This is a genomic window from Cryobacterium ruanii, from assembly GCF_004404055.1.
In the GTDB taxonomy this organism is placed as follows: Bacteria; Actinomycetota; Actinomycetes; order Actinomycetales; family Microbacteriaceae; genus Cryobacterium; species Cryobacterium ruanii.
In genome coordinates this window covers 20,029-44,864 of record NZ_SOHK01000020.1, presented here as the reverse complement: position 1 = coordinate 44,864, position 24,836 = coordinate 20,029, and the positions used below count along the sequence as shown (strand labels likewise).

Here is a 24,836-nt window from a genome sequence, read left to right as displayed (position 1 = left end):
ATCAATAGTTTTGTATGGCTTTTCGCTGTGAACAGCGGCTCTGGTGCAGGGCGTCCGGCCTGGATTGACCTCCGGGCGCTTCGCCGCGCCCCCATGTTGGGGGTGTTCATCGCGCTCCTCGCGATCGAGGCCCTCGCCCTGTGGTTCCTCAGCGCCTGGTGGGTGCTCGAATTACTCGTGGAAACCCCGAACTCGGTGGGCGCGTCACTCGCCCTGGTGGCACTCACCGTGGTCGCTGCCGTGTGGGTCAGCGCGATCACTGTCGGGGCGCTGCGCCGACGTCCGTGGATTCGCGGTGCCGCCGTCACCTGGCAGCTCGTGCAGATAATGATCGCCATCGGCTGTTTTCAGGGGTCCTACGCCCGGCCCGACGTCGGCTGGGCGCTGCTGCTGCCCTCGATCATCGTGCTCGTGTTGGTCTTCAATCCGCGCGTGGTCGCCGCGACCAGTCACGAACCCGAGCCAGAAGCCGACTGACCAGCCCTGTACCGATCGGCGCCGAGAGAGCCTGTGCGGGCGCTGACGGGCCGATCGGGCCGAACCTCAGGCGTCGACGCCGAGCTTCTTGCGCAGGCTCGCGACGTGGCCGGTGGCCTTGACGTTGTAGAGGGCGTGAGTGATGATGCCGGCCTCGTCGAGCACGAATGTGGACCGCAGCACGCCGGTCACGATCTTGCCGTACAGGTTCTTTTCGCCCCAGGCACCGTAGGCACGGTGCACGTCCAAATTGGTGTCACTCAGCAGGGGAAAGTTCACGGCGTCATGCTCCTGAAATTTCTTGAGCTTGTCCGTCGCATCCTTCGACAGGCCGAGCACCTGATAACCGGCCGATTTGAGCGACCCGAGGTTGTCCCGAAAGTCGCAGGCCTGGGTCGTGCAACCGGGGGTCATCGCCGCCGGGTAGAAATAGACGACGACCTTGCTGCCCGTGAAATCGGCCAGTGAAACGGATGCCCCATCCTGGTCGGTCAGGGTGAATTGGGGGGCCGTGTCGCCGACTGCAAGGCGTGCTGATTCCGTCATGCTTCCATCGTATCTGCGGCAGGCCCAGCGAACCGGGTCAGCGGGCGGGGGCGAACGTCGCGAGCAGGCGTTGCAAGGAATCCAGGCGCACCCGACCGGTCTCGCCGAGTTCATCCGCCTCGACGGCCTCGATGATCGCGCAGTCCGGCGAGTCGGGTAGATGGGTGCAGCCACGCGGGCAGCGCTCGGCCACGCGTGCGAGGTCGGTGAACGCCTTGAGGATGTTGTCGGTGTTGATGTGGCCCAGGCCGAAGGACCGCACGCCGGGAGTGTCGATGACCCAGCCGCGGCCGGCATCCGTTTGAAGGCGCAGCGACACCGTCGACGACGAGGTGTGGCGTCCGCGCCCGGTGACGGTGTTGACGACACCGATGGCACGGTTGGTGCCGGGCACGAGCGCGTTCACGAGGGTGGACTTGCCGACGCCTGAGTGCCCAACGAAGACCGTGTCGTGACCGACCAGGGCAGCTGAGATGGCTTCGATCGGCATGCCGCCCTCGCCGCTCTGGAACACGGGCAGGTCGAGCCCAGCGAAGTTGGCCAGGAACGCGGCCGGGTCGGCGAGGTCGGTCTTGGTGATGCACAGGATTGGCTTCACGCCGGCGTCGTAGGCCGCGACCAGATACCGATCCACCAAGCGGATGCGAGGCTCCGGGTTGGCCGCCGCAACGACGATGAGCATCTGGTCGGCATTGGCCACGATCACCCGCTCGACCGCGTCGGTGTCATCGGCGCTGCGCCGCAACAGGGTGTCGCGCGGCACGATGCGCACGATGCGGGCCAGGCTCCCCTCGGCGCCGGTGGTATCGCCGACGATGTCGACGCGGTCGCCATTGACGACGGCCTGCTTGCGCAGCTCGCTTGCCCGGGCGGTCGTGATGCGCCGCTCGGTAGATAGGTTCTCGTCGAGCATCACCGTGTAGCGCCCGCGGTCCACCGAGAGGATCCGCCCGGTCAAAGCGTCCTGATGGCTCGGCCTGGTCTTGGAACGGGGTTTACTGCCCTTGCGGCCGGGACGCACGCGCACGCTCGCCTCGTCGAACTCCGGCTCGTCGTCCTCGGCGGAGGCCCACCAGGTGTCGCCGGGATCGCCGGCCAGATCCTCGGTGCCCGTTCCGGTGTCCTTGTCGGTCCTGGTGCCGGCATCCGCGCCGCGCGAATCGGACGGCCAATCACGGTCGTCGCTGGCCCGGTTCACGAACGCCGGGTCTCCGGCCGGGGGTTCCACCGGCATCTACAGCGCCGCTTCCGTAATCATCGCGTGCCACAGCTCGGGAAACTGGGGGAGGGTCTTGGCGGTCGTGCCGATGTTCTCCACGTCGACACCGGCCACCCGCAGGCCGATCAGCGCGCCCGCCGTGGCCATGCGGTGGTCGTCATAGCTGAGCCACTGGCCGGCGTGCAGGGGGGCCGGCTCGATCTGCAGGCCGTCGGGCAATTCGGTGACTCGACCGCCGAGGCGGTTGATCTCGGTGGCCAGTGCGGCGAGGCGATCGGTCTCGTGGTGGCGAATGTGCCCGATGCCGGTGATCGTGCTCGGCGTTTCTGCCAGGGCAGCCAGTGCTACGAGCGTGCACGCGAGCTCCCCGCCGGTGGAGAGGTCGAGCTCGACGCCCTGAATGTGCTCGCCGCCGGTGACCGTGAGGCGGTCGCCGACCCGGGTGACGGTCGCACCGAACAGCGGCAGCAGGTGCTCGAGGTCGGCGCCGACCTGCGTAGTGTGCTCGGGCCAGCCGGTGATCGTGACGCTGCCGCCGGCGACGAGCGCGGCGCAGAGAAAGGGCGCGGCGTTCGAGAGGTCGGGTTCGATGTCGACCGTGCGCCCGGCGAGCTCACCGGGTTCGATGATCCATTCGCCGACCTTCGGGGTGGCCACGAGGACTCCGCGAGCGCGCAGCACTTCGATGGTCATCTCGATGTGCGGCAGGCTGGGCAGTCGTTCGCCGGAGTGGGTGAGGTGCAGCCCCTGCTCGAACCGTGCGCCGGCCAGCAGCAGCCCGGAGACAAACTGGCTGGACGTGCCGGCGTCGATGGTCACGGCGCCGCCGGTGACCGCTCCTCGGCCGTGCACGGTGAACGGAAGGGCCCGCTTGCCATCGTCATTGATGTCGCCGCCGAGGTCGCGCAGCGCCCCGATGATGGGACCCATCGGGCGTCGGCGTGCACCGGCATCGCCGTCGAACGTCGTCGGTCCGAGGGCCAGGGCGGCGAGCGGCGGCAGAAAGCGCATAACGGTGCCGGCCAGGCCGCAGTCGATCGTGGTGGAGCCGAGCAGTTCGACCGGCGGGGTCACGCGCAGGTCGGCGCCGAACGCGCCGGTGCCGGCCACGGCCTCAATCGTGGCGCCGAGCTGGCGCAGCGCGTCGACCATCAGGTCGCTGTCGCGCGAGTGCAGCGGTGACCGCAACAGCGACGGTTCGCTCGCCAAAGCGGATGCGACAAGCTCCCGGTTGGTCAGGGATTTCGAGCCCGGCAAAGCGAGAACCGCCTGCACGGGCGCGTCCATGGTGGGCGCCGGCCACCAGGCATCCGCTTCGGTCGGTGAATTATCGCCGTACGGATCGAACTCCGGCTTGGAATATCTCGAGATCAACATCGGTTATCAGAATAGTCGGTGATAACAATCTGAGGGAGATCCGTAGCGGTGTCAATGCTGTTAGAACGACCCCCGGCTGTGGGTAACAGCCTAGAATTGTCCGTGATGACTTCAGACACGCCCGTGAACTCGAAAGACTCGTCGAGCAGCGACCCGGAACTCACGCCCAGAGCGCCGACTAAGGCCGAACTGCGCGAGCTGACCCGCGGGTTGTTCGAGGAGCAGGCGCTGCCTTTTCTCGACCAGCTGTATGCCGCGGCCATGCGCATGACGCGCAATCCCTCCGACGCGCAGGACCTCGTGCAAGAGACCTTCGTCAAGGCTTTCGCCGCGTTCGCGCAGTACGAGCAGGGCACCAACCTCAAGGCGTGGCTGTACCGCATCCTTACCAACACCTTTATCAACGCGTACCGTAAGAAGCAGCGCGAGCCCTATCAGGGCACGATTGATGAGCTCGAAGACTGGCAACTCGGCGGCGCCGAATCGACGACGGCAATGGCGGGGCGCTCGGCCGAGGCCGAGGCCATCGACCACCTTCCCGACAGCGCCGTCAAAGACGCCCTGCAGTCCATTCCCGAAGACTTCCGACTCGCCGTGTACTTCGCCGACGTCGAAGGGTTCTCCTACCAGGAGATTGCCGAAATCATGAAAACCCCCATTGGCACCGTCATGAGCCGCCTGCACCGTGGCCGGCGACTCCTGCGCGAGCTTTTGGCCGGCTACGCGGCCGAGCGCGGGCTGGGTACGGGCCAGGTCCAGAAAACATCCAGGAGCGCAGATTTATGACCGACTGTGGTTGCGAGAAGGCCAAGGCCGAACTCGAAGAATACCTGCACAATGAACTTCGCAAAGATGATGCGGCCGACATCCAAGAGCACCTCGCGAGCTGCCCGGACTGCAGCAGCGAACACCTCATCGGGCGAACCCTCACCGATGTGATGCAGCGTGCCTGCAAGGAGACCGCGCCAGAAGACCTGCGCGATCAGGTTCTGCTCAAGCTGCGTGCCCTGCAGGCCTCGCACTGACGACCAGGCCGGCACTGACGACTCAGAACGCCGCGGACTCGACCTGCCCCAGCAGGAAGGCCGCGCCGGTCGCATCCGCTAGTTGAGCGAAAGTTCCGAAGTCGGAGTCCCACGGTTCCCGCAGCACGGTGCCGCCCAGTTCGCGCACTTTCACTGCGGACGCCCGCACGTCGGCGACGCCGAGGTAGACCTGCCAAAGTGACGGTACGCCCGGCGGCAGCATGCCATCGGCGTCGTAGACCCCGCCGGTCATCGCTTCGTCGTGGCCGAAGGTGCTATACCGAAAATCGGTCGTGTCGCTCAGTGGAACCGGGGCCCAATTGAACACCTCCTTGTAGAAGGCGATCGCTCCGGCGAAGTCTCGGGTGATCAGTTCGTGCCATACCGGCGTGCCGATCTCGTTATCGGCGCCGAACCCACTGTGGCTGGCGGCTTCCCACACGCCGACAGCCGCTCCGGCCGGGTCGGTCAGCACAGCCAGCCGCCCCTGATTTCCCACGGTCTGTGGCGGAACGAGCACGGCGGCTCCCGCAGCGGTCGCGGCCCGAACCGACTCAGCGACGTTCTCGCTCGCGAGGTAGGTGGTCCAAAAATCCCGGTTTCCACTCGACGGGTCCTGTGCGGTCAAACCGGCGACGGCGGCGTCACCGTGGAAAAACATCGTGTACCGGCCCGATTCGGCTCCGGTATCAACGGCCCGCCAGCCGAGCAGGGCGGCGTAGAAGGCGATCGAGCGAGCCGGGTCGCTCGTCATCAAGTCGATCCAGCACGGCTCCCCGAGCTGGTTTTCAGTGCGAATAGGCATGGGTCTTCTCCTCGGGTTGACCCGAGCCTAGAACCGTCGGCCTGCCCTGGCAACGCGCGTGCTGCTGTACACGTCGCACGCGTGCAAACGGATGCCGCCCTGCCGGCCCGGATACAGCAATGGAGGGTGACGCGAGCCACCCTCCATTGCCACACCGTCACCGTTAGAGAGTGAGAGCCTCGCGTTGCAGCTTGGCCTGCTCGATCGCGTGGCGCTTGGCCGAACCCGCGGCCGGCGAGGCCGAAGCCGGACGGGAGAACAGACGCATGGCGCGCGGGCCGAGCTTGTTGGTCTCCAGGTAGAAGAACGGCCAGGCGCCCTGGTTCTCGGGTTCGTCCTGCACCCAGGCCAGTTCGGCGTTCGGGTACTGGGCGGCCACGTTCTTCAAATCGACGGCGGGCAGCGGATAGTACTGCTCGACGCGCACGAGGGCGATCTCGGGGTTCGGGTTTTTCTCGAGTTCGTTCAGCAGGTCGTAGTAGATTTTGCCGGCCATGAAGAGAACCCGCTTGACCGCACTCTTGTCGGAGATTCGGGCATCGTCGATGACCGTCTCGAACTTACCGCTCGTGAGTTCGGCCACGGCGCTTGTCGCGCCGCGCAAGCGCAGCATCGACTTGGGTGTGAACACGATCAGCGGGCGACGCGGGCGCATGTACGCCTGGCGGCGCAACAGGTGGAAGTATGACGCGGGAGTCGACGGGCGCGCCACGGTCATGTTCTCTTCGGCACACAGCTGCAGGAACCGTTCAATGCGGGCCGACGAGTGGTCGGGACCCTGCCCCTCGTAGCCGTGCGGCAACAGCAGCACAACGGATGACCGCTGCCCCCACTTCTGCTCGGCGGACGAGACGAACTGGTCGATGATGGTCTGCGCGCCGTTGGCGAAGTCACCGAACTGAGCTTCCCAGAGCACCAGGGCGTCGGCGCGTTCCACTGAATAGCCGTACTCGAAGCCCATGGCGGCGTATTCGCTTAGCAGGGAGTCGTAGATCCAGAATCGGGCCTGGTTGTCTTTCAGATTGGCCAGCGGCAGCCATTCCTGGCCGTTCACGCGGTCGTGCAGCACCGCGTGACGCTGCACGAACGTGCCGCGTCGGGCATCCTGACCGGCGAAGCGCACCGGGGTGCCCTCGATCAGCAGCGAGCCGAGTGCGAGCAGTTCGCCGAAGCTCCAGTCGATGTTGCCGTTGCGGCTCATGTCGAGGCGCTTCTGCAGCAGCTGCTGTAGCTTGCTGTGCACGGTGAACCCGGCCGGCTTGTTGTTGAACGCGTCACCGATGAGCTGGATGACGCTTTCGGGAACACCGGTCGTCTCGGGCTCGCCCGCGGCGTCCTCCCTGGCCTGCGCTTCAGACTCGGCCTTGGCCGCGGCGGCCATCTCGGGAGTGATGATCGGAATCGACGCAGTCTGCGCGGCATGCGTCTCCATGAAGGCGCGCTCGAGGCGGTCCTGGAAGTCGCGGTGGGCGCCTTCGTACTCTTCCTCGGTAATGTCACCACGACCGACGAGCGCCTCGGTGTAGAGCTTGCGTACGCTGCGCTTGGCCTCAACCAGGTTGTACATCAGTGGTTGCGTCATCGAGGGGTCGTCACCCTCGTTGTGGCCACGACGGCGGTAGCAGATAAGGTCGACGACGACATCTTTCTTGAACTCCTGGCGGTAGGCGAACGCGAGTTCACCGGCGCGCACGACGGCCTCAGGGTCATCCCCGTTGACGTGGAAGATGGGTGCCTGGATGGTCTTGGCGACGTCGGTCGCGTAGACGCTGGTGCGGGCATCCTGGGGAAGGGTCGTGAAGCCGAGCTGGTTGTTGACGACGATGTGCACGGTCCCGCCGGTGCGGTAGCCGCGCAGCTGGGACATCTGCAGGGTTTCCAGCACGACGCCCTGGCCGGCCATCGCGGCGTCGCCATGGATGAGGATCGGCAGAGTGGAGAAGGTGCCGATCGGCTTGCGGTCCTGCTTGGCCCGCACGATACCCTCGAGTACGCCGTCGCCAGCCTCAAGGTGGGACGGGTTGGCAGCCAGCGACACCGGAATCTCGGCACCGTCTTCACCGCGATACATGCCCGTGGTGCCAAGGTGGTACTTCACGTCGCCGGAACCGTGCACGGTGCGCGGGTCCTGCGTTCCCTCGAACTCGCGGAAGATCTCGCCGTAGGTCTTGCCGGCAATATTGGTAAGCACGTTCAGGCGGCCGCGGTGGGCCATTCCGATCGCGACCTCGTCGAGGCCCTGCTCGGCAGCGCCCTGCAAAATGGTGTCGAGCAGCGGAATGGTGCACTCGCCGCCCTCGAGGCTGAACCGCTTCTGCCCGACGTACTTGGTCTGCAGGAACGTCTCGAAGGCTTCGGCCTCGTTGAGCTTGCCAAGAATGCGCATCTGCTCGTGGTGCGTGGGCTTGACGTAGGACTTCTCGATCTTCTCCTGCACCCACTTACGCTGGGCCGGGTCCTGTATGTGCATGTACTCGATGCCCGTCGTGCGGCAGTAGGAGTCACGCAGCACACCGAGGATGTCGCGCAACAGCATCTGGCGCTGGGAACCGAAACCGCCGGTCACGAAGGAGCGGTCGAGGTCCCAGAAGGTGAGTCCGTGGGTGGCGATGTCGAGGTCGGGATGACTGCGCTGCGAGTACTCGAGCGGGTCGATGTCGGCCATCAGGTGGCCGCGCACGCGGAACGAGTTGATCAGTTCCTGCACGCGAGCGGTCTTGTCGACGGCGCTCGCGAGGTCGACGCTGATGTCCGGTGCCCAATGGATCGGGTCGTACGGAATGCGCAACGCCGAGAAGATCTCCTCGTAGAAGTTGTGCTGGCCGATCAGCAGTTCGTGCACGATCTTGAGGAACTCGCCCGAACCGGCGCCCTGGATGACGCGGTGGTCGTAGGTGCTTGTGAGGGTGATGGTCTTCGAGATGGCCAGGCCGGTGAGCGTCTTGACGCTCGAGCCCTGAAATTCGGCCGGGTAGTCGAGGGCGCCGGCGCCGATGATGCAGCCCTGGCCCTTCATGAGTCGCGGCACCGAGTGCACGGTGCCGATGCCGCCCGGGTTGGTCAGCGACAGGGTCGCACCGGCGAAGTCGTCGGCGGTGAGCTTGTTCTGGCGGGCCCGGGTGACGAGGTCTTCGTAGGCGGCGAGGTACTCGCCGAAGGTCATCGTGTCGGCACGCTTGATCGCCGGAACGAGCAGGGCGCGGGTGCCGTCGGGCTTGGGCATGTCGATGGCCAGGCCCATACCGACGTGGGCGGGGGCGACGACGGACGGCTTGCCGTCGACCTCGTCGTAGTACACGTTCTGGCTGGGGAACATCTTGAGCGCGCGAATCAGCGCCCACCCGATCAGGTGGGTGAACGAGACCTTGCCGCCGCGAGCCCGCTTCATGTGGTTGTTCATGACGATGCGGTTGTCGATGAGCAGCTTGGCTGGAATGGTGCGCACGCTTGTGGCGGTCGGTACGGTCAGGCTGGAGACCATGTTGGTCGCGAGCGACTTGGCCATGCCGCGCAGCGGCGAGACCTTGTCTTGCTTGACCGGCGCGGATTCGTCGACGACGACGGCCAGCGGGCTCGTGACGGGAGCGTCGGCGGGTACCGGGGCCGGCTTCGGCGCACTCGAGGTGGTGCGGGCGGTCGGCTGGTTCTCGGTGACCGGTGCTGCGGGTGCCGGGGCGGGTGCTAGCGGCGCGGGTGCCGGCGCGGGTGCCGGGGCAGCTGCCGGGGTGTTCGCGGTCTGGTGGTAACTCTCAAGCACCGGCCACCACGATTCATCCACCGACTGCCTGTCGATCAAAAATCGTTCGTACAGTTCGTCAACGAGCCACTCGTTTGCTCCGAATTCGCCCGACGTTGTCTCGTCAGAAGCTCCACCGGTTACCTGGCTTGACACCGTGGGATCGCCCACTCTCTGCTTTGAATTTGGATGCCCTCGGCATAGTCCATCGCCGGGTCAATCTGCGCTTTCATTGAGCATGACGCTGACGATCTTGACCGCCAGGTCAGTCTGCCATCTAGCCTAATCCCATCCCGCACGACCATAAACACCCTGATGAACGGCTAGCGTTCTTGATATGCAGTTCTATGGAACGACGCCCCGCCATGATTTGACTTACTCCGACGTGTTTCTGGTTCCCGGCCAATCGGCCGTCACCAGTCGCTTGGATGTCTCACTGGCACCGAATGACGGCACCGGTGCCACTATCCCCATCGTGTCGGCGAACATGAACTCGGTCACGGGGCCGCGACTGGCGGCCTCGCTCGCCCGGCGAGGCGGACTCGGGGTGCTGCCGCAGGACATGCACCTGCAAGACCTGGATGCGGCAATCCGCTGGGTAAAGGATCAGTCGGTTCGTTTCGACACGCCGTTCGTGTTCGCGCCGGACGACACCGTCGAGTTGGCTTTGCGGCAGGTTCCGGCCGTTCCAGGGCAGGGAATCGTCATCCACTCCAGCGGTGGGGACTACCTCGGCTGCATCGTCGCGAGTCGCCTGGCGACCGCCCTCCCCGACGCTCGCCTCGGCGACCTGCTGCACGGTGAGCTGACCGCCCTCGACGCCGATGACGTCGACGGACCGCGCCGCGCATTCGACCTGATGGCCGAGGCCGACATCGACTTCGCCCCGGTGCTGCACCACGGCGTCGTCGTCGGAACGCTCAGCCGCAAGAGCGCCCTGCGCTCCACCCTCTACCAGCCCGCCCTCGACAAGCACGGGCGGCTCAAGGTCGCGGCGGCGATCGGCATCAACGGCGACGTCGCTGCGAAAGCGCGCGCGCTCGCCGCGGCCGGCGTCGACATTCTGGTGATCGATACCGCACACGGCCACCAGGCCGGAATGCTGCGCGCGCTCGGCATCGTCGCCGACCTGAACCTTGGGCTGCCGATTGTGGCCGGCAACGTCGTGACCAAGGACGCCGTGCGCGACCTGGTCGGCGCCGGCGCCACCATTGTCAAGGTCGGAGTCGGCCCCGGTGCCATGTGCACCACGCGCATGATGACCGCCGTCGGTCGGCCCCAGTTCTCGGCCGTACTCGAAACGGCCACCGCGGCCCGCGAACTCGGCGCCCACGTCTGGGCCGACGGCGGAGTGCGCTACCCGCGGGACGTGGCGCTGGCACTGGCCGCTGGCGCGGCATCCGTCATGATCGGTTCCTGGTTCGCCGGAACGGCCGAAGCGCCCGGCACACTCAATACGGATGCCCGCGGCGCGCTCTACAAGGAAAGCTGGGGAATGGCCTCGACCAAGGCCGTTCAGGCGCGGTTTGAGCGCCTCGACGCCTACGAACTCGCCCGCAAGACCCTGTTCGCGGAGGGAATCTCGAGCTCGAAGATCTACCTCGATCCGCTGCGGCCGTCGATCGAGGACCTGCTCGACATGATCACCTCGGGGGTGCGCTCCTCGTTCACCTACGCCGGGGCCACCACCGTCGCCGATTTTCATGAGATGGCGCTCGTGGGCATCCAATCGGCGGCCGGTTATGAGGAGGGCAAGGCGCTGCCAGTCTCCTGGTAGCGCCGGCGGTATTTCGCGGGGGCCGCATCCGCTGGGTAACGGGCGCGCGGACAGGTGCTCCCGGTATACTCGGGGGAATAATGGATGACCCTCCCACCGCTGAATTTTCATCTCTTGAACACCTTTGTTTATCAGATCGGCCCTCGCCCGTAGTCGCTGGCGGTGAACTTCTTGTCTGAGCTGGTCATGCTCGGGTTCGGCCTTATCCTCACCGTCGGAACGGGCCTCTTCGTCGCCAGCGAGTTCGCTCTGGTGAATCTCGACCGCGCCGACCTCGAAGCTCGACGCGATCGTGGGGAAACTCGCCTCGCACTCACCATCTCCGCGCTGAAGATCACATCGACGCACCTGTCAAGCGCGCAGCTGGGCATCACCCTCACCACGCTGCTCACCGGGTACACGATCGAACCGGCTCTGTCGTCGCTACTGCGCGGCCCTCTCACCTCGGTCGGCCTGCCCGTCGACCTCGTTCCGGTGTTCGGCAGCACGATCGCCATCGTGATGGCGACCCTGGTATCGATGGTCATCGGCGAACTGGTCCCGAAGAACTTCGCCCTCGCCCTGCCGATCCAGACCGCGCGCCTGGTGATCCCGTTCCAGACCGTGTTCACGACCGTGTTCAAACCGGCCGTGCTGGTCTTGAACAACAGCGCCAACGGCCTGCTGCGCGCCATCGGCATCGAACCGAAAGAAGAAATCTCCGGCGCCCGCACCGCCGAAGAACTCTCCTCGCTCGTGCGTCGGTCGGCCAGCGCCGGACTGCTCGAAAAAGACACCGCGACCCTGCTGCATCGCACACTGCTGTTCTCCGGTCACACAGCCTCCGACGTCATGACGCCCAGGCCGCGCGTCGCGAGCATCCACCGCACCGATTCGGCGCAGGCCGTCATCGACCTCACCCGCGCCACCGGTTATTCGCGCTTTCCGGTCGTCGACGAAAGCGTCGACGACGTCGTGGGCATCGTGCACGTGAAGCAGGCGGTGGCCGTGCCCCGCACCCGAAGAGCGGATGTCCCGGTGTCGGCCCTGCAGACCGATCCGGTTCGCGTGCCCGAGACGATGAAACTCGACGATTTGCTCGGTGAACTGCGCGGCCGGGGCTATCAGATGGCGATCGTCGTCGACGAGTACGGCGGCACTGCGGGCGTCGTCACCCTCGAAGACCTCGTTGAAGAGCTCGTCGGTGAGGTCGCTGACGAGCACGACCGGGCTCGTGCCGGCGTGGTGCGTTCCCCAGACTCGCTGACCTTTCCCGGCATGCTGCGTCCCGATGAACTGCTCGAACGTACCAGCGTCGTCGTGCCGGAGCAGGGTCCGTACGAGACGGTGGCTGGTTTCGTCATGAGCGAGCTGGGCCGACTCCCGGTGATCGGTGACCGAGTGCCGGTGGGAGGCGGATTCCTCACCGTCGAGCGGCTCGAGGGCCGCCGCATCGACCGGCTGCGCTTCACCCCCGAAGCCGTTACGGAGCCCGTTCTGAGTGTAGGGACCAAGACCGATCGCAGGAAGGTGAGCGACAGATGAGCGACTGGGCCGGACTTGCCTGGTTGGTCGTGCTCCTCGCCGCCAACGCCTTCTTCGTCGGGGCGGAATTCGCCGTTATCTCGGCCCGCCGCTCCCAGATCGAACCCCTCGCCGAGGCCGGTAAACGCAGCGCCAAGACCGCGCTGTGGGCGATGGAACACGCGACGCTCATGCTCGCGACCTCCCAGCTGGGCATCACGGTGTGCTCGCTGCTCATTCTGAACGTGTCCGAGCCGGCGATCCACCACCTGCTCGAGGTGCCGTTGGGGCTGACCGGCCTGCCCGACGGCGTGATCGGCACCATCGCGTTCATTGTCGCGTTGCTGCTGGTCTCCTACCTGCACGTCGTGTTCGGTGAAATGGTGCCGAAGAACCTGTCGTTCTCCGTGCCGGACCGCGCTGTGCTGCTGCTCGCGCCACCGCTCGTGTTTGTCGCCCGTGTCTTCAAGCCCCTCATCGTCACCCTCAACGCCTGCGCCAACGGGGTGCTCCGCCTGTTCGGAGTGCAGCCGAAGAACGAGGCGACGAGCGCTTACACGCTCGATGAGGTCGCCACGATTGTCACCCAGTCCACCCGAGAGGGTGTGTTGAGCGACGGGACCGGCGCCCTCAGCGCGGCATTCGAGTTCACCAACCTCAAGGTGCGCGACGTGGCCGTGAGCCTCGGCAAACTGGTCAGCCTGCCGGAGTCGGCCACGCCGGCCGATGTGGAGAAGGCCGTTACTCGCCACGGGTTCTCCCGCTACGTGCTCGCCGACGCCGAGGGGTACCTCACCGGGTATGTGCATCTGAAGGATGTGCTCGACCTCGATATCGCCTCGGCCGGTGCTGCAACGCTGGCGGCGCCGGACAGTTACGCGGGGCAGATCCCGGCCAAACGCGTTCGGGCCTTAATCTCGATCTTCGAAGATACCGACCTCGAGGACGCCCTGGCGACCATGCGTCGCTCGGGGGCGCACCTGGCCCGGTCGTTCACCGCCGAGGGAGAGACCACCGGGGTGCTGTTCCTGGAGGACATCATCGAGGAACTCGTCGGCGAAGTGCAGGACGCCACCCGCCGCGAGTAGCCCCACTGCTACTGAACGAGGCCGCGCCCGGCTGGGTGCTCGCTCGTACGGTTACCGTAGCGACCACCGAGATTGGGCGCACTCGCGAAAGTCGGAGGCCGCGCCCAGGTCTGAAACGACCTATCGTGGAGGAATGGTGAAACCGCGCGGCTGGCTCGAATGGGAGGCCGAACAGGCCCGCGACTGGATCTCCCGGCCCCAAGCCGGCGACGACAAATATTCCCGCGGCGTGCTCGGCGTGCGCACCGGCTCCAAGGACTACCCGGGCGCCGCCGTGCTCGGCGTCGAAGCGGCCGTGCGCACGGGTCTCGGCATGGTGCGCTACCGCGGTCCGCGCCGCGCCGCCACCCTCGTGCTGCAGCGCCGCCCCGAGATCGTGACCGTGCCCGGCCGCGTGCAAGCCTGGCTGCTCGGCTCCGGCATCAACGCCACCACGAGAACGGATGCAGTCACGACCGCCCTTGAAGCGGCCCTCGCCGAGGGCTTGCCCACCGTCATCGACGCGGGCGCCCTCGACCTAGTATCGCGCGCGATCGGCCCGACCGTGATTACCCCGCACGCCGGTGAGCTCGCGGCGATGCTCGCCGACGAAGCAAAGCCAGGCTCCGCTTCGCAGATCGCGGCGAACCCGGGGGAGTGGGCTGTTCGCGCGGCCCGACTGTTCGACGTGACGGTGCTGCTGAAGGGCGCCGTCACCCACGTTGCCTCGCCGTCGGGCGCCCGCTTGACCGTCTCGATCGGGCCGGCCTGGCTGGCGACGGCCGGATCGGGCGATGTGCTCGGCGGCATTCTCGGGGCGCTCCTCGCCACGCATTCCGACCAGCTCGAAGCGGATGTGACCTCCCTCGCCCCACTCGCCGCGACCGCCGCGCTCCTCCACGCCGAAGCCGCTCAGCTGGCCTCGGCCGGTGGCCCGATAGCGGCCCTGGACATTGCCGATGCCGTGCCGCGGGCGGTCGCCGCGTTCCTCGATCACGGGATCGATCCGGGGCCCCGCCCGACCAGGTAGGCCCGGCCTGCCCTGCCCTGCCCTGCCCTGCCCTGCCCGGCCCGACCTGCCTGCCTGCCCGGCCCGACCTGCCTGCCTGGCCCGACCTGACCTGCCTGCACTGTCTGATCTGCTCGAGCGACGGACGGCGCGCGAGGCGCCCTGTTGTGCAAAGGTAAAAGCGTGCGAATTCACAATGAGAGCGCGGCCAGAACCGGGCCTGCGCGAACGGTGCTGCGGCATCCACTCGCCGCGCTGTGGTCGACTTTCGCGCTCGTGCACCTGCTGCTTATCGCTGTGGCCCTGTTCGGGCCGGGGTATCCGCTCGGCGACGTCGAGGTCGTCTACCGAGACTGGGCCGAAACTGCGGCGGCGGGCGGTATCGTCGGCATCACCGAGGATTTCGTCTACCCGGTGCTCGCCCTCATTCCCATTCTGAGTGCATTCGCCCTCGGCGGGCCGTCCTACCTTGCCACCTGGTACCTACTGGTAATCGGGCTGAACATCGGCGCATTCGTCGTGCTGACGCGCTCACACCGAACCGCGGCCTGGTGGTGGCTCGCCTTCCTGGCCCTGCTCGGCCCGATTGCGCTGGTGCGCATCGACGCGGTCTCGGTGCCGCTGTGCATTGTCGCCCTGCTCTGGCTGCGCACCAAACCCCTCTGGGGAACAGTGCTTCTCACGATCGCCACCTGGATCAAGATCTGGCCGGTCGCCGCGCTCGCCGCGCTGTTCGTCACGTCGAAACTGCGCTGGCGGATGCTCGGAGTCGCCGTCGCGGTCAGCGCGACGGTTATCGGGGTGGCCGCGGCGCTCAGCCTCAGCCGAGGGAGCAGCGTGCACGTGCTGAGTTTCGTGGGCGAGCAGGAGGGTCGGGGGATCCAGATCGAATCGCCCGTCGCCGTGCCGTGGCTCTGGCAGGCCGCATTCGGCGTGCCGGGAAGTTTCATCTACTATGACCAGCAGATTCTCACCTTTCAGGTGGCTGGCGCCGGGGTCACCGCCCTGAGCGCCGCAATGACCCCGCTGCTGGCGCTCGCCGCCGCCGGCGTGCTGCTGCTCGGTATGCGCGCCCAGCATCGGGGGGTCGGCGCCCTGGCCGTACTGCCGCCATTGACCCTCGCGCTGACGGTGGCCCTGATCGCGTTCAACAAGGTGGGATCGCCGCAGTTCATCAGCTGGCTCGCCGCACCGATTATTCTGGGACTCGTGCTGAACGGTCGGGCGTGGCGCACGCCCGCGCTGCTCGGCCTTGCGCTCGCCGCGCTCACCCAGGTGGTCTACCCCTCCCTGTACGACTGGGTGATTTCGGCGCACCCGTTGATGGTGCTCGTGCTGACCGGGCGCAACCTGCTGGAATTCGTGCTGCTCGGCTGGGCGCTCCGGGAACTATACCGCTCGACTTCAGGAGCGTTGCTATGAGTGTGAAATCCCACCCGTCAGACGCTCCCGGTGCCGGTACAGAGTCTCCGGTCCCACTGGTGGCGTGGCACACCCTCTCCGCCTCGGTCGTCGCCGCACGGCTGGACGTGGAACCTGCCGCCGGTCTGCCGAACGCGTCGGTCGAGGCCCGACAGGAAGAATATGGACCCAATCTTCTCCTCGAACCGAGGAAGGTACCGGCTTGGCGCAAGATCATCGGGCTGCTGGCGGAGAAGATGACGCTCGTGCTGGTGATCGCGGCGGCGGTGAGCGCCGCTGTGTCACGGGAATGGGAGACGCCCGCTGTGATCCTGGTCGTGATCATCCTGAATACGGCCTTGAATTATCTGCAGGAACGACGGGCCGAAAACAGCCTCCAGGCGCTGCGAATCATGTCTGCGGGTACGGCGGTGGTTCGCCGGAACGGTATCGAGCTCGAAGTACCCCGGCGTGCGCTGGTGCCGGGAGACATCGTGCTGCTGGATGCCGGGGACTCCATTCCGGCCGATGGTCGAATCATCGAAGAATCGCGGTTACAAGTGGCCGAGGCCACGCTGACCGGAGAATCCGAACCCGTCGCCAAGTCGACGAAGCCACTCGCGGCTCTGAACCTGCCCATTGGCGACCGTGACAATATGCTCTTCATGAACACCGAAGTCACCCGCGGCCGGGCGACCATGGTCGTCACCGCTACCGGAATGCGAACGGAGGTCGGCGCAATTGCGGCTTTGATCGGTGAGGTGAAAGCCGAACGCACGCCTCTCCAACGACGGATCGACCAGTTGGCAAAACAGCTGACCGTGGTGGCCCTGATCGTGGTCTCTGTTGTCTTCATACTGGGTTTGCTGCGTGGGCAGTCGTGGTCCGATTTGTTGATCACCTCGGTGTCGCTGGCCGTGGCGACCATTCCGGAGGGACTCACGGCGGTCGTGGCCTTCACCCTGGCGATGGGCGCCGTGCGGCTGGCCGGCAGGGGAGCAATCCTCAAGCAGCTCTCGGCGGTGGAAACTTTGGGCAGCGTGACCCATATCGCCACGGACAAAACCGGCACGCTGACCATGAACGAGATGACTGCGCTCCGCCTGCACATTCATGGACATGACTTTCGGGTCACCGGCACGGGTTATTCCACCGACGGAGAAATCCTGATCCCGGAGACCTTGCCGGTGCCGGATTTGACCGAGGCACTACTGACGATGGCTCTCTGCAACGATGCCGTCATCGGTGACGGTCGTCTCGTGGGAGATCCGACGGAGGGGGCGCTGGCCGTATTGGCCGAAAAGGGCGGTCTCGACGTCGCCGGAGCCCGGCGAGATTATCCGCGCGTGGCTGAGATTCCTTTTGATTCAGAGTACAAATACATGGCTACCTTCCATCGGCTGGCGGTGATGAAGCCGCATTCGAACCTCTCCGCGCCGGTGACGGTCTACCGGTGTCTGGCCAAAGGGGCCCCCGTCGCGCTGATGCAGCTGACCGACTCGGTACTCACCGCGGACGGTATCCAGCCGCTCACCGATGAGCATCGTCGACGTATCCACGATGCCATCCACGACCTGGCCGGAGACGGCCTGCGCACACTCATGATCGCTGGGCGGCGACTGGACACGGTTCTCCCGGACGACGAGAAATCGTTGCAAGCGCTGGTCACCGGTTTGACGATCTACGCAATCGTGGGAATCGTTGATCCTCCCCGTGCCGAGGCTGCCCAGGCCATTGCCGTGGCGCGTGGAGCCGGCATCCAAGTGCATATGATCACGGGAGACCACCTGGTCACGGCTTCCGCCATCGCAAAGGATTTAGGAATCTCCGGCGACGCCGCGTCCGGCCTCGACCTGGACGAACTGGACGACGGCGAGCTGAGTAGACGCGCTGCCGGATACGGAGTGCTGGCTCGGGTCACTCCCACACACAAAATGCGAATGGTCAAGGCTTTGCAAATGAAGGGCAATATCGTGGCCATGACCGGGGACGGTGTCAACGATGCTCCAGCCCTGAAACAGGCTGACATCGGTATTGCCATGGGCATTACCGGCACGGATGTATCCAAGGGTGCAGCGAATATGATCCTCACGGACGACAACTTTGCCACCATCGTGTCCGCGGTCAGGGAAGGCCGCGGAATCTACGCCAACATCCTGAAGTTCGTGAGATTCCAGCTCACTACAGCATGGGGGTTTGTTCTCATCTTCCTGATCGCGGGTATCACCGGGCTGGCCGGTGGGGCGCCGTTCACCGCTCTGCAGATTCTCTGGGTCAACATCATCATGGACGGCCCGCCCGCCCTCGCCCTCGGCGTAGATTCGCCGGAACCGGGCACGATGCAGAAACAGCCTCGCCCGGCGAATGAACGGCTGCTGACCGGTCGCCGGCTCCTCCGGATCCTCGGGTTGGGTATCGTCATGGCCGCTGGTACCATCGCCGTCCTGACCTGTGCTCCATACCTGTTTCCGGACAGCGCCACTGACGCTGCTTTTGCCAGCACTCTGGCGTTTACCACGTTTGTGTTCTACCAGGTCTTCAACCTGCTCAACGTGCGTTCCGACACGAACTCCGTATTCTCGATCCAGACCTTGACGAACCGGAGCATCTGGGTGGCACTGGTCGCCGTCATCATCCTGCAGATCTGCGTGGTGCAACTCGAGGTTCTGCAGGGGCTCTTCGACACCACCGCACTGACCGCACCCCAATGGGGTTTGGCGGTCCTGGTGGGGTCTTCCGCCCTCGGCGTCGAGGAAATAGGTAAGGTCATCGTGCGGTCGTTCGGCCGCCGCCGCCGGCTCGGCCCGGCCGAGTAAAACTGGTCACTAGTAAAGTTCAGGTCATCAAACCCAGGGAGCCACCAATGCTCGTAGCATTTTCTGTCGCACCGTCCGTTGCCGCCGACTCGCAGGGTTCAGTGCACGAGGCGGTCGCCGCCGCCGTGCGCATCGTGCGCGCCTCCGGCCTGCCCAACCACACCGATTCCATGTTCACCACCATCGAGGGCGACTGGGACGAAGTCTTTGCCGTGATCAAGGCGGCGACCGAGGCGGTGGGCGCTTTCGGGCCGCGCGTTTCCCTCGTGCTGAAGGCCGACATCCGTCCGGGTCACTCCGAAGAACTGATCGGCAAGCTCGAGCGACTGGAGAAGGCCATGCGGCAAGGGGAATCCGACTAAGCCAAATACCACACGGGCGTCGGGTCCCGTTGGGCGATTAGCTTCTCCGTTCGGAGTCGGGCCGGTCCTCGGCAGTCAGTGAGCCGGAGTGGGCGCGTATGGTCGGGTCCAGATGCACCCTGATCAGGCTGGCGATCGTGGTCACCGTCAAGACGACAGCGATGACGATAAGGCTCAGGTTGGTGCTGATCTCCGGAACGCGGTCGTCGATGCCGTGACCCCAGTGCAGAACAAGTTTCACGCCGATGAAAGCGAGGATGAGCGCCAGACCGGTGGAGAGGTAGACCAACCGGTCGAGAAGTCCCTTGACGAGAAAGAAAAGTGCACGCAGCCCGAGCAGGGCGAAGGCGTTGGCGGTGAAGACGATGTACGGCTCCTCGGTAATACCGAAAATCGCTGGGATCGAGTCCAGCGCGAACAATAGATCGGTACTGCCGATTGCCAGCAGCACGATAAAAAGTGGCGTCACCGCACGACGGCCGGCGCTGCGGGTGAACAATCGACCGCCGTCATACTCCTTCGTGACGGTCAGGCCGCGACGGGCCACACGGACCAGTACGTTGTCGTGCACGTCAGGGTCGACGTTGCGGTGCCGGTAGAGCTGTACGGCCGTAACGACCAACACCAGGCCGAAGATCAGGAACATGAAAGAGAACAGCGAGAGCAGTGCTGCCCCCAGAGCGATGAAGATCGCGCGCAAAAGCAGGGCTAGTGCTATTCCAAAGATGAGAACCTTCTGCTGATACTGTGCCGGAACGGCGAAGGTCGACATGATGATGACGAAAACGAAGAGGTTGTCAATGGACAGGCTCTTCTCAACGATATAGCCAGCGAAGTACTCCGAACCGAAACCCCAGCCCACTTGGGCGGCGAAAACCAGGCCGAAGACGATCGCCACAGCAATGTAGAGGATCGACGAGATCGCAGCTTCGCGGAACTTGACAACGTGCGGCCGAGCGGCGGCCAGGCCCAGGTCCAGCGCGAGCAGCCCGAGAATGAGTGCGATGGTCAGCGTCCAGCGGAGCGCAGTAACTTCGAGCATCGGTGACCTTCCTGTCGTCGTGAGTGGGTGCATCCGCGGTTCTTCGGACAAGGATAGACGTATGAAACATAATTCGGTAATCTGAAAGCGTGCTTTAGACCTGTCATTTCACAGCATTTGCCGTCGGTAGAGCCAATTAGGTGCCATTTATTGGCCTGCGGCCCGGCAGCGCTGTCACCTGCGTTACCGATGAGGAGAACTCCACATGAGTGTTGACGGCGCAATCGACATCGTTGAACTGGTACCGGCCCCGAGCATGAGCATCGTGGTCGGACACGATGGCTCAGACTGTGCCGATTATGCATTGGCCATGACCCTTGAACTCGCCGACCAGTTGCACGTTCCCGTCGTTGTTGTGCGGGCGTGGTCCATCGCGACAGCTCCGCGGCCGTCAAGCTGGGAGTTCGGATATGTTTCGTCCTTCGATGAGTACCATTCAGCGGTCCACGATGAACTGGTGCGGGACGCGCGGACCAGCGTCGAGAACCATCTCGCGGTCGTGGTGAGTTACCGGGTGGTTCATGCCAGCGCCGCGAAGAGCCTCATTGCCCTCTCACGAGACGCTCGTGTACTCGTGGTCGGATCTCGCGGTCGTGGCGGCCTCGCGGGGATGCTGCTCGGTTCCGTGAGTGAGCAGTGCGTGCGGCACGCGACATGCCCCGTCTTGGTCGTGCGGCAGCGGGGACGCAAGGTGGAACACGAGTGAACGTGACCGACACGGGTTTTTCCGGGCACCGTGCATTGGGTGCAGATCGAACGGACAGACACCGATATCTGCGGCAAATCACCGAAGGAACCCGAGTTGCTTCTCAGAATTTTTCAGGTCGGAGTACTTCGATATCGCTCACGAAGAGGATCATGGCGTAGTCGTCGTAGTAATGCTCCTGAAAATAGGCGGTGATATTCACAGCCGTCACTGTGTCGCACACCACCTCGATGCGGATATTCCCATTCGCTTCCCAGCCGGCGTTGCGAGTGCCGCGGCTCCCCTTGCCGCGAGCGTCAGTGATGGTATAGCCGTGGGCGTGAAGCTGATCGAGATCCCGCACGAGAGTGCTTTCAAGGGCGGCTTCGGTGATGACGGTCAAGAGCTTGCGTGTATGGCTGTGCATCGGGTTCAACCTTTCGCGAACGTTTGAGCCCACACGGCGAGTGCGTGGTAGAGCGGGATTCCGATCAGGACGTTGAAGGGGAATGTTATCCCGAGCGCACCGGCCAGGGACAGGGTGGGGTTGGCTTCGGGTACAGAGATGCGCATGGCCGCCGGTACCGCGATGTAGGACGCACTAGCGGCCAGGGTGGCCAGGATGGTCGTCCCGCCGATGGAGAGGCCCAAGAACCACCCCAGCCACGTTCCCACCAGCGCCGAAAAGAGCGGCATTGCGATTGCAAAGACCACGAGAAATGGGCCATGTCTGCGCAGGCTTCCCATCTGTGTCGCCATGATCAAGCCCATTTCCAGCAGAAAGAGGGCAAGAATTCCTTTGAAGAGATCAACGAACAGCGGTTCGATCGACGACAACCCGTCCGGGCCAGCCACCCAGCCGATGAGCAGTCCGCCCAGGAGTAGCACGATGCCTTTCCCCAGAAACACTTCATGGGCGATCGACTTCCACCGTGTCTGGCGCGAGATGCCTCGCGCGAGAACGATTCCCACCAGAATTGCCGGCACTTCCAACAGAACCAGGAGCAGCGGCATGTGTTCTTCGAACGAGACCTGTTGGCTGCCGAGGTAGGCGACGGCCACGGCGTAGGTGCCCACGCTCACGGAACCGTAGTGGGCGGCGATAGATGCCGCATCCGTTCGCTTGAATCGGCCCAGATAACGCAGTACGGGGAACGCGAGCAGGGTGAGGCCAAAACCCATGGCCACCACGGTAAGCATCTGTGGCAGCAGGCTGGTGAAGGGCTGCCTGGCGAGTTCCACGCCGCCCTTGAGGCCGATGGCGAGCAACAGCACGATGCTGACGAACTCGTAAATCGCCGCTGGAAGGCGCAACTCTGATCGCAACAGGCCGGCAACGGCCCCGAGCAGAAAAAAAAGAATGATGGGATCGATCACATTGTGGCTCTCTGATTTGTTCTGCGCGTAGTCCGAAAAAGAAGCGCGACTCCAGAAGTGAACATCCCGTCAACATGCGCTAATTAATACGTGACAACACTAGCGTGTATTGCGGAGCGTGTGTCGTTTATGATGAGCAGATGGCCGACTGGACCTTTCTCACTAATCACGCTCACGTTCTGCTCTGTATTTCTCAAGACCCTGGGATGCGGTTGCGCGATATTGCAGTAGAGGTGGGCATCACCGAACGCGCCGCCCAGCGCATCATCGCCGAACTCGTCGCGGATGGCTATCTCACGCGTCAACGCGACGGGCGGCGCAATATCTACCAGATCTACCCCGAGCTTCCTCTTCGGCATCCCCTGGAACGCCACCACCAAATTGGTGAGCTTCTCAGAGCGCTCGGATCCGTAGATCGTGAGTAGCCACCGAGGTTGAAACTGCCAGCCGCTGCCTGCATCGCTGCACTCCGGAGTTCACCGCCTGAAGCTACGCCGTCCCACGATCTTGCGACACCTCAAGCGTTGACCTCGCTCCTGCCCGCAACGCCGGTCGCGCGGATGATGCGCAGGCAGGCAGGTCAGGAGAGCCCCATGGGGATTAGGCTTTACGCATGCCCCTCACTCCTGACGGGTCGACGAAGCCGTCGTCGACCCGCATTCGTCTTGCCCTGTTTGCCCTCGCCCTGGGCGGGTTTGGCATCGGTGCGACCGAATTCGTTGCCATGGGCCTGCTGCCCAACCTCGCCGCGGACCTGCTGCCCGGCCTCTACGCGAGTGCACCAAATGCTGCCAACGCACAGGCCGGCTGGCTCATCTCGGCCTACGCCCTCGGTGTTGTCGTCGGTGCGCCGACCATCGCCGCGGCCGCTGCCCGCTGGCCGCGCAAACAGTTGCTGCTCGGCCTGTTGACCGCGTTCACCCTGGGCACGATCGCCTCGGCGCTGCTGCCCACCTTCGAGACGGTGCTTGCCGCTCGGTTCGTCGCCGGGCTGCCGCACGGCGCCTACTTCGGCATTGCGTCGCTCGTCGCTGCCCACCTGATGGGCCCCGGCAAACGGGCCCGCGGCATCGCCATCGTGCTCTCCGGCTTGACCATCTCCAACGTGATCGGGGTGCCAACGATCACCTGGATCGGACAACTGAGCGGATGGCGCGTCGCTTACCTCGTTGTCGCCGCTATTTTCGCGCTCACCTTCGTGGCCGTCGCCGTGTTCGTGCCGTTCCAGGCCGGCAATCCCAAGGCCACCATGCGCGCCGAGCTGAGGGCATTTCGCAAACTGCAGGTGTGGATCACCCTGTCGATCGGCGCGATCGGCTTCGGTGGGCTGTTCGCCGTGTACACCTACGTGGCGCCGCTCGTGATCGAGATCACCGGGCTCGCCGCCGCCGCAGTGCCGCTCATCCTGGTGGTCGTCGGCCTCGGCATGACGGCCGGCAATTTTGCCGGGGGAGCGCTGGCCGACTGGAGTGTGCGCCGCACCATGTACATCGCCTTCGGCGTGCTCATCATCGCGCTCGTCACGCTGGGCCTGTCGGCGCAGTTACTGGCCGGGCTGCTGGTGGGCATGTTCCTGGTCGGTGCGGCGGCATCCGCTCTCTCACCCACCATCCAGGCCCGGCTGATGGACGTCGCCCACGAGAGCCAGTCCCTCGCCGCGGCGCTCAACCATTCCTCGCTCAACGTCGGCAACGCACTCGGCGCGGCCCTCGGCGGAATCGCGATCGCGGCGGGGCTCGGCTATCTCGCCCCGGTCTGGATCGGCGTCGGCCTGAGCGTGATCGGCGTGTTCCTGACGCTGCTCACCTTCAGCATCGATCGACGGCGTCGCCAGACCGGCCAGCACGTGCCATACGGAACCCAGCTGATCCCGGTCTTGCGCTCGCGCTAACGCAATTGACCTGCCCGTGTCGAAACACGGGCCGGTCAATCATGCGGATGCTGAGCGCTAGTCCGTCTGCAACAGGATGCCGTCGTGGATGGCACGTTTGCGCAGCGCGACCTTGGTTCCCACGTCGTACCCGGCGAGGCGGTACTTCTCGCGAATTCGCTTGAGGTAGCTCTTGGCAGTCTCCTCGGAGATGCCGAGCTGGTAGGCGACGGCCTTGACCGGCTCGCCGGCTCCGTAGAGCGCCATAACTCGGCGTTCCTGCGCGCTGAGGCGCGGCCCTTCGACATTCTCGGTGGAGTTGAGCGCATAGTCCAGCTCGGCCGAGATGTACGACTTGCCGTTGTACGCGGCGCGAATGGCGTCGACGATCATGCTCGCCTCCTCGCTCTTCACGAGGTAGCCGAGCGCGCCGGCCGCGAGGGCTTCGCGCACCAGCGCCGGTTCGGAGTAGGTGCTCATGAGCACCGTCTTCACGCCGGTCGTCTTGAGCGTGGAAATCTTCAGGGACACCGGAATGTTGTCCTTGAGATCGAGGTCGAGCAGTACGACATCCACTGGAAATTCGGGATGCGTGAGTAGTTCGGGCCAGGTGGTCACCGCCGCTACCATCTCGATGTCATCAGCGGCGCTGCGGATCCACTCGGTGAGCGCCCCCAGGAGCATCCTGTGGTCATCAACCAGGGCCAAACGAATGGGACGGTCTGTTGTCGTCATTTTTTGC

Annotated in this window: 22 protein-coding genes; 13 read left to right on the top strand and 9 right to left on the bottom strand. The window is 64.8% G+C overall.

Annotated elements, in window-relative coordinates; genetic code table 11:
- Positions 1-27: 27 nt before the first annotated feature.
- Positions 28-477, top strand: coding sequence for a hypothetical protein (locus E3T47_RS13680; protein WP_134556606.1), 450 nt, complete (start codon positions 28-30; stop codon positions 475-477).
- A 66-nt stretch (positions 478-543) separates the two neighbouring features.
- On the opposite strand, the gene bcp is transcribed toward E3T47_RS13680, so the two are convergent.
- The 3 genes from bcp to aroA are packed head-to-tail and all read right to left on the bottom strand — an operon-like array spanning position 544 to position 3,619.
- Positions 544-1,023, bottom strand: a complete 480-nt coding sequence (gene bcp / locus E3T47_RS13675; RefSeq protein ID WP_134556605.1) for a thioredoxin-dependent thiol peroxidase — start codon at positions 1,021-1,023, stop codon at positions 544-546.
- Positions 1,024-1,060: 37 nt separating this feature from the next.
- Positions 1,061-2,257, bottom strand: a complete 1,197-nt coding sequence (gene rsgA / locus E3T47_RS13670) for a ribosome small subunit-dependent GTPase A (protein WP_134556604.1) — start codon at positions 2,255-2,257, stop codon at positions 1,061-1,063.
- Positions 2,258-3,619, bottom strand: coding sequence for a 3-phosphoshikimate 1-carboxyvinyltransferase (gene aroA / locus E3T47_RS13665; protein WP_134556603.1), 1,362 nt, complete (start codon positions 3,617-3,619; stop codon positions 2,258-2,260).
- A gap of 105 nt (positions 3,620-3,724) precedes the next feature.
- Between aroA and E3T47_RS13660 the strand changes: the two genes are divergently transcribed.
- Positions 3,725-4,405, top strand: coding sequence for a sigma-70 family RNA polymerase sigma factor (locus E3T47_RS13660; RefSeq protein WP_134556630.1), 681 nt, complete (start codon positions 3,725-3,727; stop codon positions 4,403-4,405).
- Positions 4,402-4,644 carry a zf-HC2 domain-containing protein gene (locus E3T47_RS13655; protein ID WP_134556602.1) on the top strand — a complete coding sequence of 81 codons (243 nt, stop codon included), beginning with the start codon at positions 4,402-4,404 and terminating at the stop codon, positions 4,642-4,644. Before E3T47_RS13660 ends, E3T47_RS13655 begins: the two co-directional genes overlap by 4 nt.
- Before the next feature lie 22 nt (positions 4,645-4,666).
- On the opposite strand, the gene E3T47_RS13650 is transcribed toward E3T47_RS13655, so the two are convergent.
- Positions 4,667-5,449: a VOC family protein gene (locus E3T47_RS13650; RefSeq protein WP_134556601.1), complete on the bottom strand. Its 783-nt coding sequence runs from the start codon at positions 5,447-5,449 to the stop codon at positions 4,667-4,669.
- 163 nt (positions 5,450-5,612) lie between these two features.
- Complete coding sequence (locus E3T47_RS13645; protein ID WP_134556629.1) at positions 5,613-9,341, bottom strand: multifunctional oxoglutarate decarboxylase/oxoglutarate dehydrogenase thiamine pyrophosphate-binding subunit/dihydrolipoyllysine-residue succinyltransferase subunit; 3,729 nt, start codon at positions 9,339-9,341, stop codon at positions 5,613-5,615.
- Between the two features lie 181 nt (positions 9,342-9,522).
- Here E3T47_RS13645 and guaB1 point away from each other — a divergent pair, with 181 nt between their 5' ends.
- From guaB1 to E3T47_RS13610, 7 genes are all read left to right on the top strand, one after another.
- Positions 9,523-10,962 (top strand): GMP reductase, encoded by a 1,440-nt coding sequence (gene guaB1, locus E3T47_RS13640; protein ID WP_134556600.1) that lies wholly within the window; start codon positions 9,523-9,525, stop codon positions 10,960-10,962.
- Positions 10,963-11,148: 186 nt separating this feature from the next.
- Positions 11,149-12,486 (top strand): hemolysin family protein, encoded by a 1,338-nt coding sequence (locus E3T47_RS13635; protein ID WP_134556628.1) that lies wholly within the window; start codon positions 11,149-11,151, stop codon positions 12,484-12,486.
- Positions 12,483-13,553 carry a hemolysin family protein gene (locus tag E3T47_RS13630; RefSeq protein WP_134556599.1) on the top strand — a complete coding sequence of 357 codons (1,071 nt, stop codon included), beginning with the start codon at positions 12,483-12,485 and terminating at the stop codon, positions 13,551-13,553. The genes E3T47_RS13635 and E3T47_RS13630 overlap by 4 nt, the downstream gene beginning before the upstream one ends.
- A gap of 133 nt (positions 13,554-13,686) precedes the next feature.
- Complete coding sequence (locus tag E3T47_RS13625; RefSeq protein WP_134556598.1) at positions 13,687-14,562, top strand: ADP-dependent NAD(P)H-hydrate dehydratase; 876 nt, start codon at positions 13,687-13,689, stop codon at positions 14,560-14,562.
- Positions 14,563-14,724: 162 nt separating this feature from the next.
- Positions 14,725-15,963, top strand: a complete 1,239-nt coding sequence (locus tag E3T47_RS13620; protein ID WP_198416640.1) for a glycosyltransferase 87 family protein — start codon at positions 14,725-14,727, stop codon at positions 15,961-15,963.
- Complete coding sequence (locus E3T47_RS13615) at positions 15,960-18,758, top strand: cation-translocating P-type ATPase (RefSeq protein ID WP_134556597.1); 2,799 nt, start codon at positions 15,960-15,962, stop codon at positions 18,756-18,758. Before E3T47_RS13620 ends, E3T47_RS13615 begins: the two co-directional genes overlap by 4 nt.
- Positions 18,759-18,805: 47 nt before the next feature.
- Positions 18,806-19,120, top strand: a complete 315-nt coding sequence (locus tag E3T47_RS13610; RefSeq protein WP_134556596.1) for a thiamine-binding protein — start codon at positions 18,806-18,808, stop codon at positions 19,118-19,120.
- A gap of 37 nt (positions 19,121-19,157) precedes the next feature.
- Here E3T47_RS13610 and E3T47_RS13605 read toward each other — a convergent pair whose 3' ends face one another.
- Positions 19,158-20,162, bottom strand: coding sequence for a TerC/Alx family metal homeostasis membrane protein (locus E3T47_RS13605; RefSeq protein ID WP_134556595.1), 1,005 nt, complete (start codon positions 20,160-20,162; stop codon positions 19,158-19,160).
- Positions 20,163-20,367: 205 nt separating this feature from the next.
- Between E3T47_RS13605 and E3T47_RS13600 the strand changes: the two genes are divergently transcribed.
- The gene (locus E3T47_RS13600; RefSeq protein WP_241982276.1) at positions 20,368-20,868 is read left to right on the top strand and encodes a universal stress protein; all 501 of its coding nucleotides are present in this window, start codon (positions 20,368-20,370) and stop codon (positions 20,866-20,868) included.
- A gap of 103 nt (positions 20,869-20,971) precedes the next feature.
- Here the strand turns inward: E3T47_RS13600 and E3T47_RS13595 are convergent, their stop codons facing one another.
- Together E3T47_RS13595 and E3T47_RS13590 are read right to left on the bottom strand one after the other, a co-directional pair.
- On the bottom strand, positions 20,972-21,250 hold the full coding sequence (locus tag E3T47_RS13595; RefSeq protein WP_241982275.1) for a P-II family nitrogen regulator: 279 nt from the start codon (positions 21,248-21,250) through the stop codon (positions 20,972-20,974).
- A 29-nt stretch (positions 21,251-21,279) separates the two neighbouring features.
- Complete coding sequence (locus E3T47_RS13590) at positions 21,280-22,224, bottom strand: sodium-dependent bicarbonate transport family permease (RefSeq protein ID WP_134556593.1); 945 nt, start codon at positions 22,222-22,224, stop codon at positions 21,280-21,282.
- Between the two features lie 140 nt (positions 22,225-22,364).
- Here E3T47_RS13590 and E3T47_RS13585 point away from each other — a divergent pair, with 140 nt between their 5' ends.
- Together E3T47_RS13585 and E3T47_RS13580 are read left to right on the top strand one after the other, a co-directional pair.
- A complete protein-coding gene (locus E3T47_RS13585) occupies positions 22,365-22,649 on the top strand; it encodes a helix-turn-helix transcriptional regulator (RefSeq protein WP_134556592.1) in 285 nt (94 codons plus the stop codon).
- 188 nt (positions 22,650-22,837) lie between these two features.
- Complete coding sequence (locus E3T47_RS13580) at positions 22,838-24,115, top strand: MFS transporter (RefSeq protein WP_134556591.1); 1,278 nt, start codon at positions 22,838-22,840, stop codon at positions 24,113-24,115.
- A gap of 57 nt (positions 24,116-24,172) precedes the next feature.
- Here the strand turns inward: E3T47_RS13580 and E3T47_RS13575 are convergent, their stop codons facing one another.
- Entirely contained in the window at positions 24,173-24,829 is a 657-nt protein-coding gene (locus tag E3T47_RS13575) for a response regulator transcription factor (RefSeq protein ID WP_092111590.1), read from the bottom strand.
- Positions 24,830-24,836: the final 7 nt, after the last annotated feature.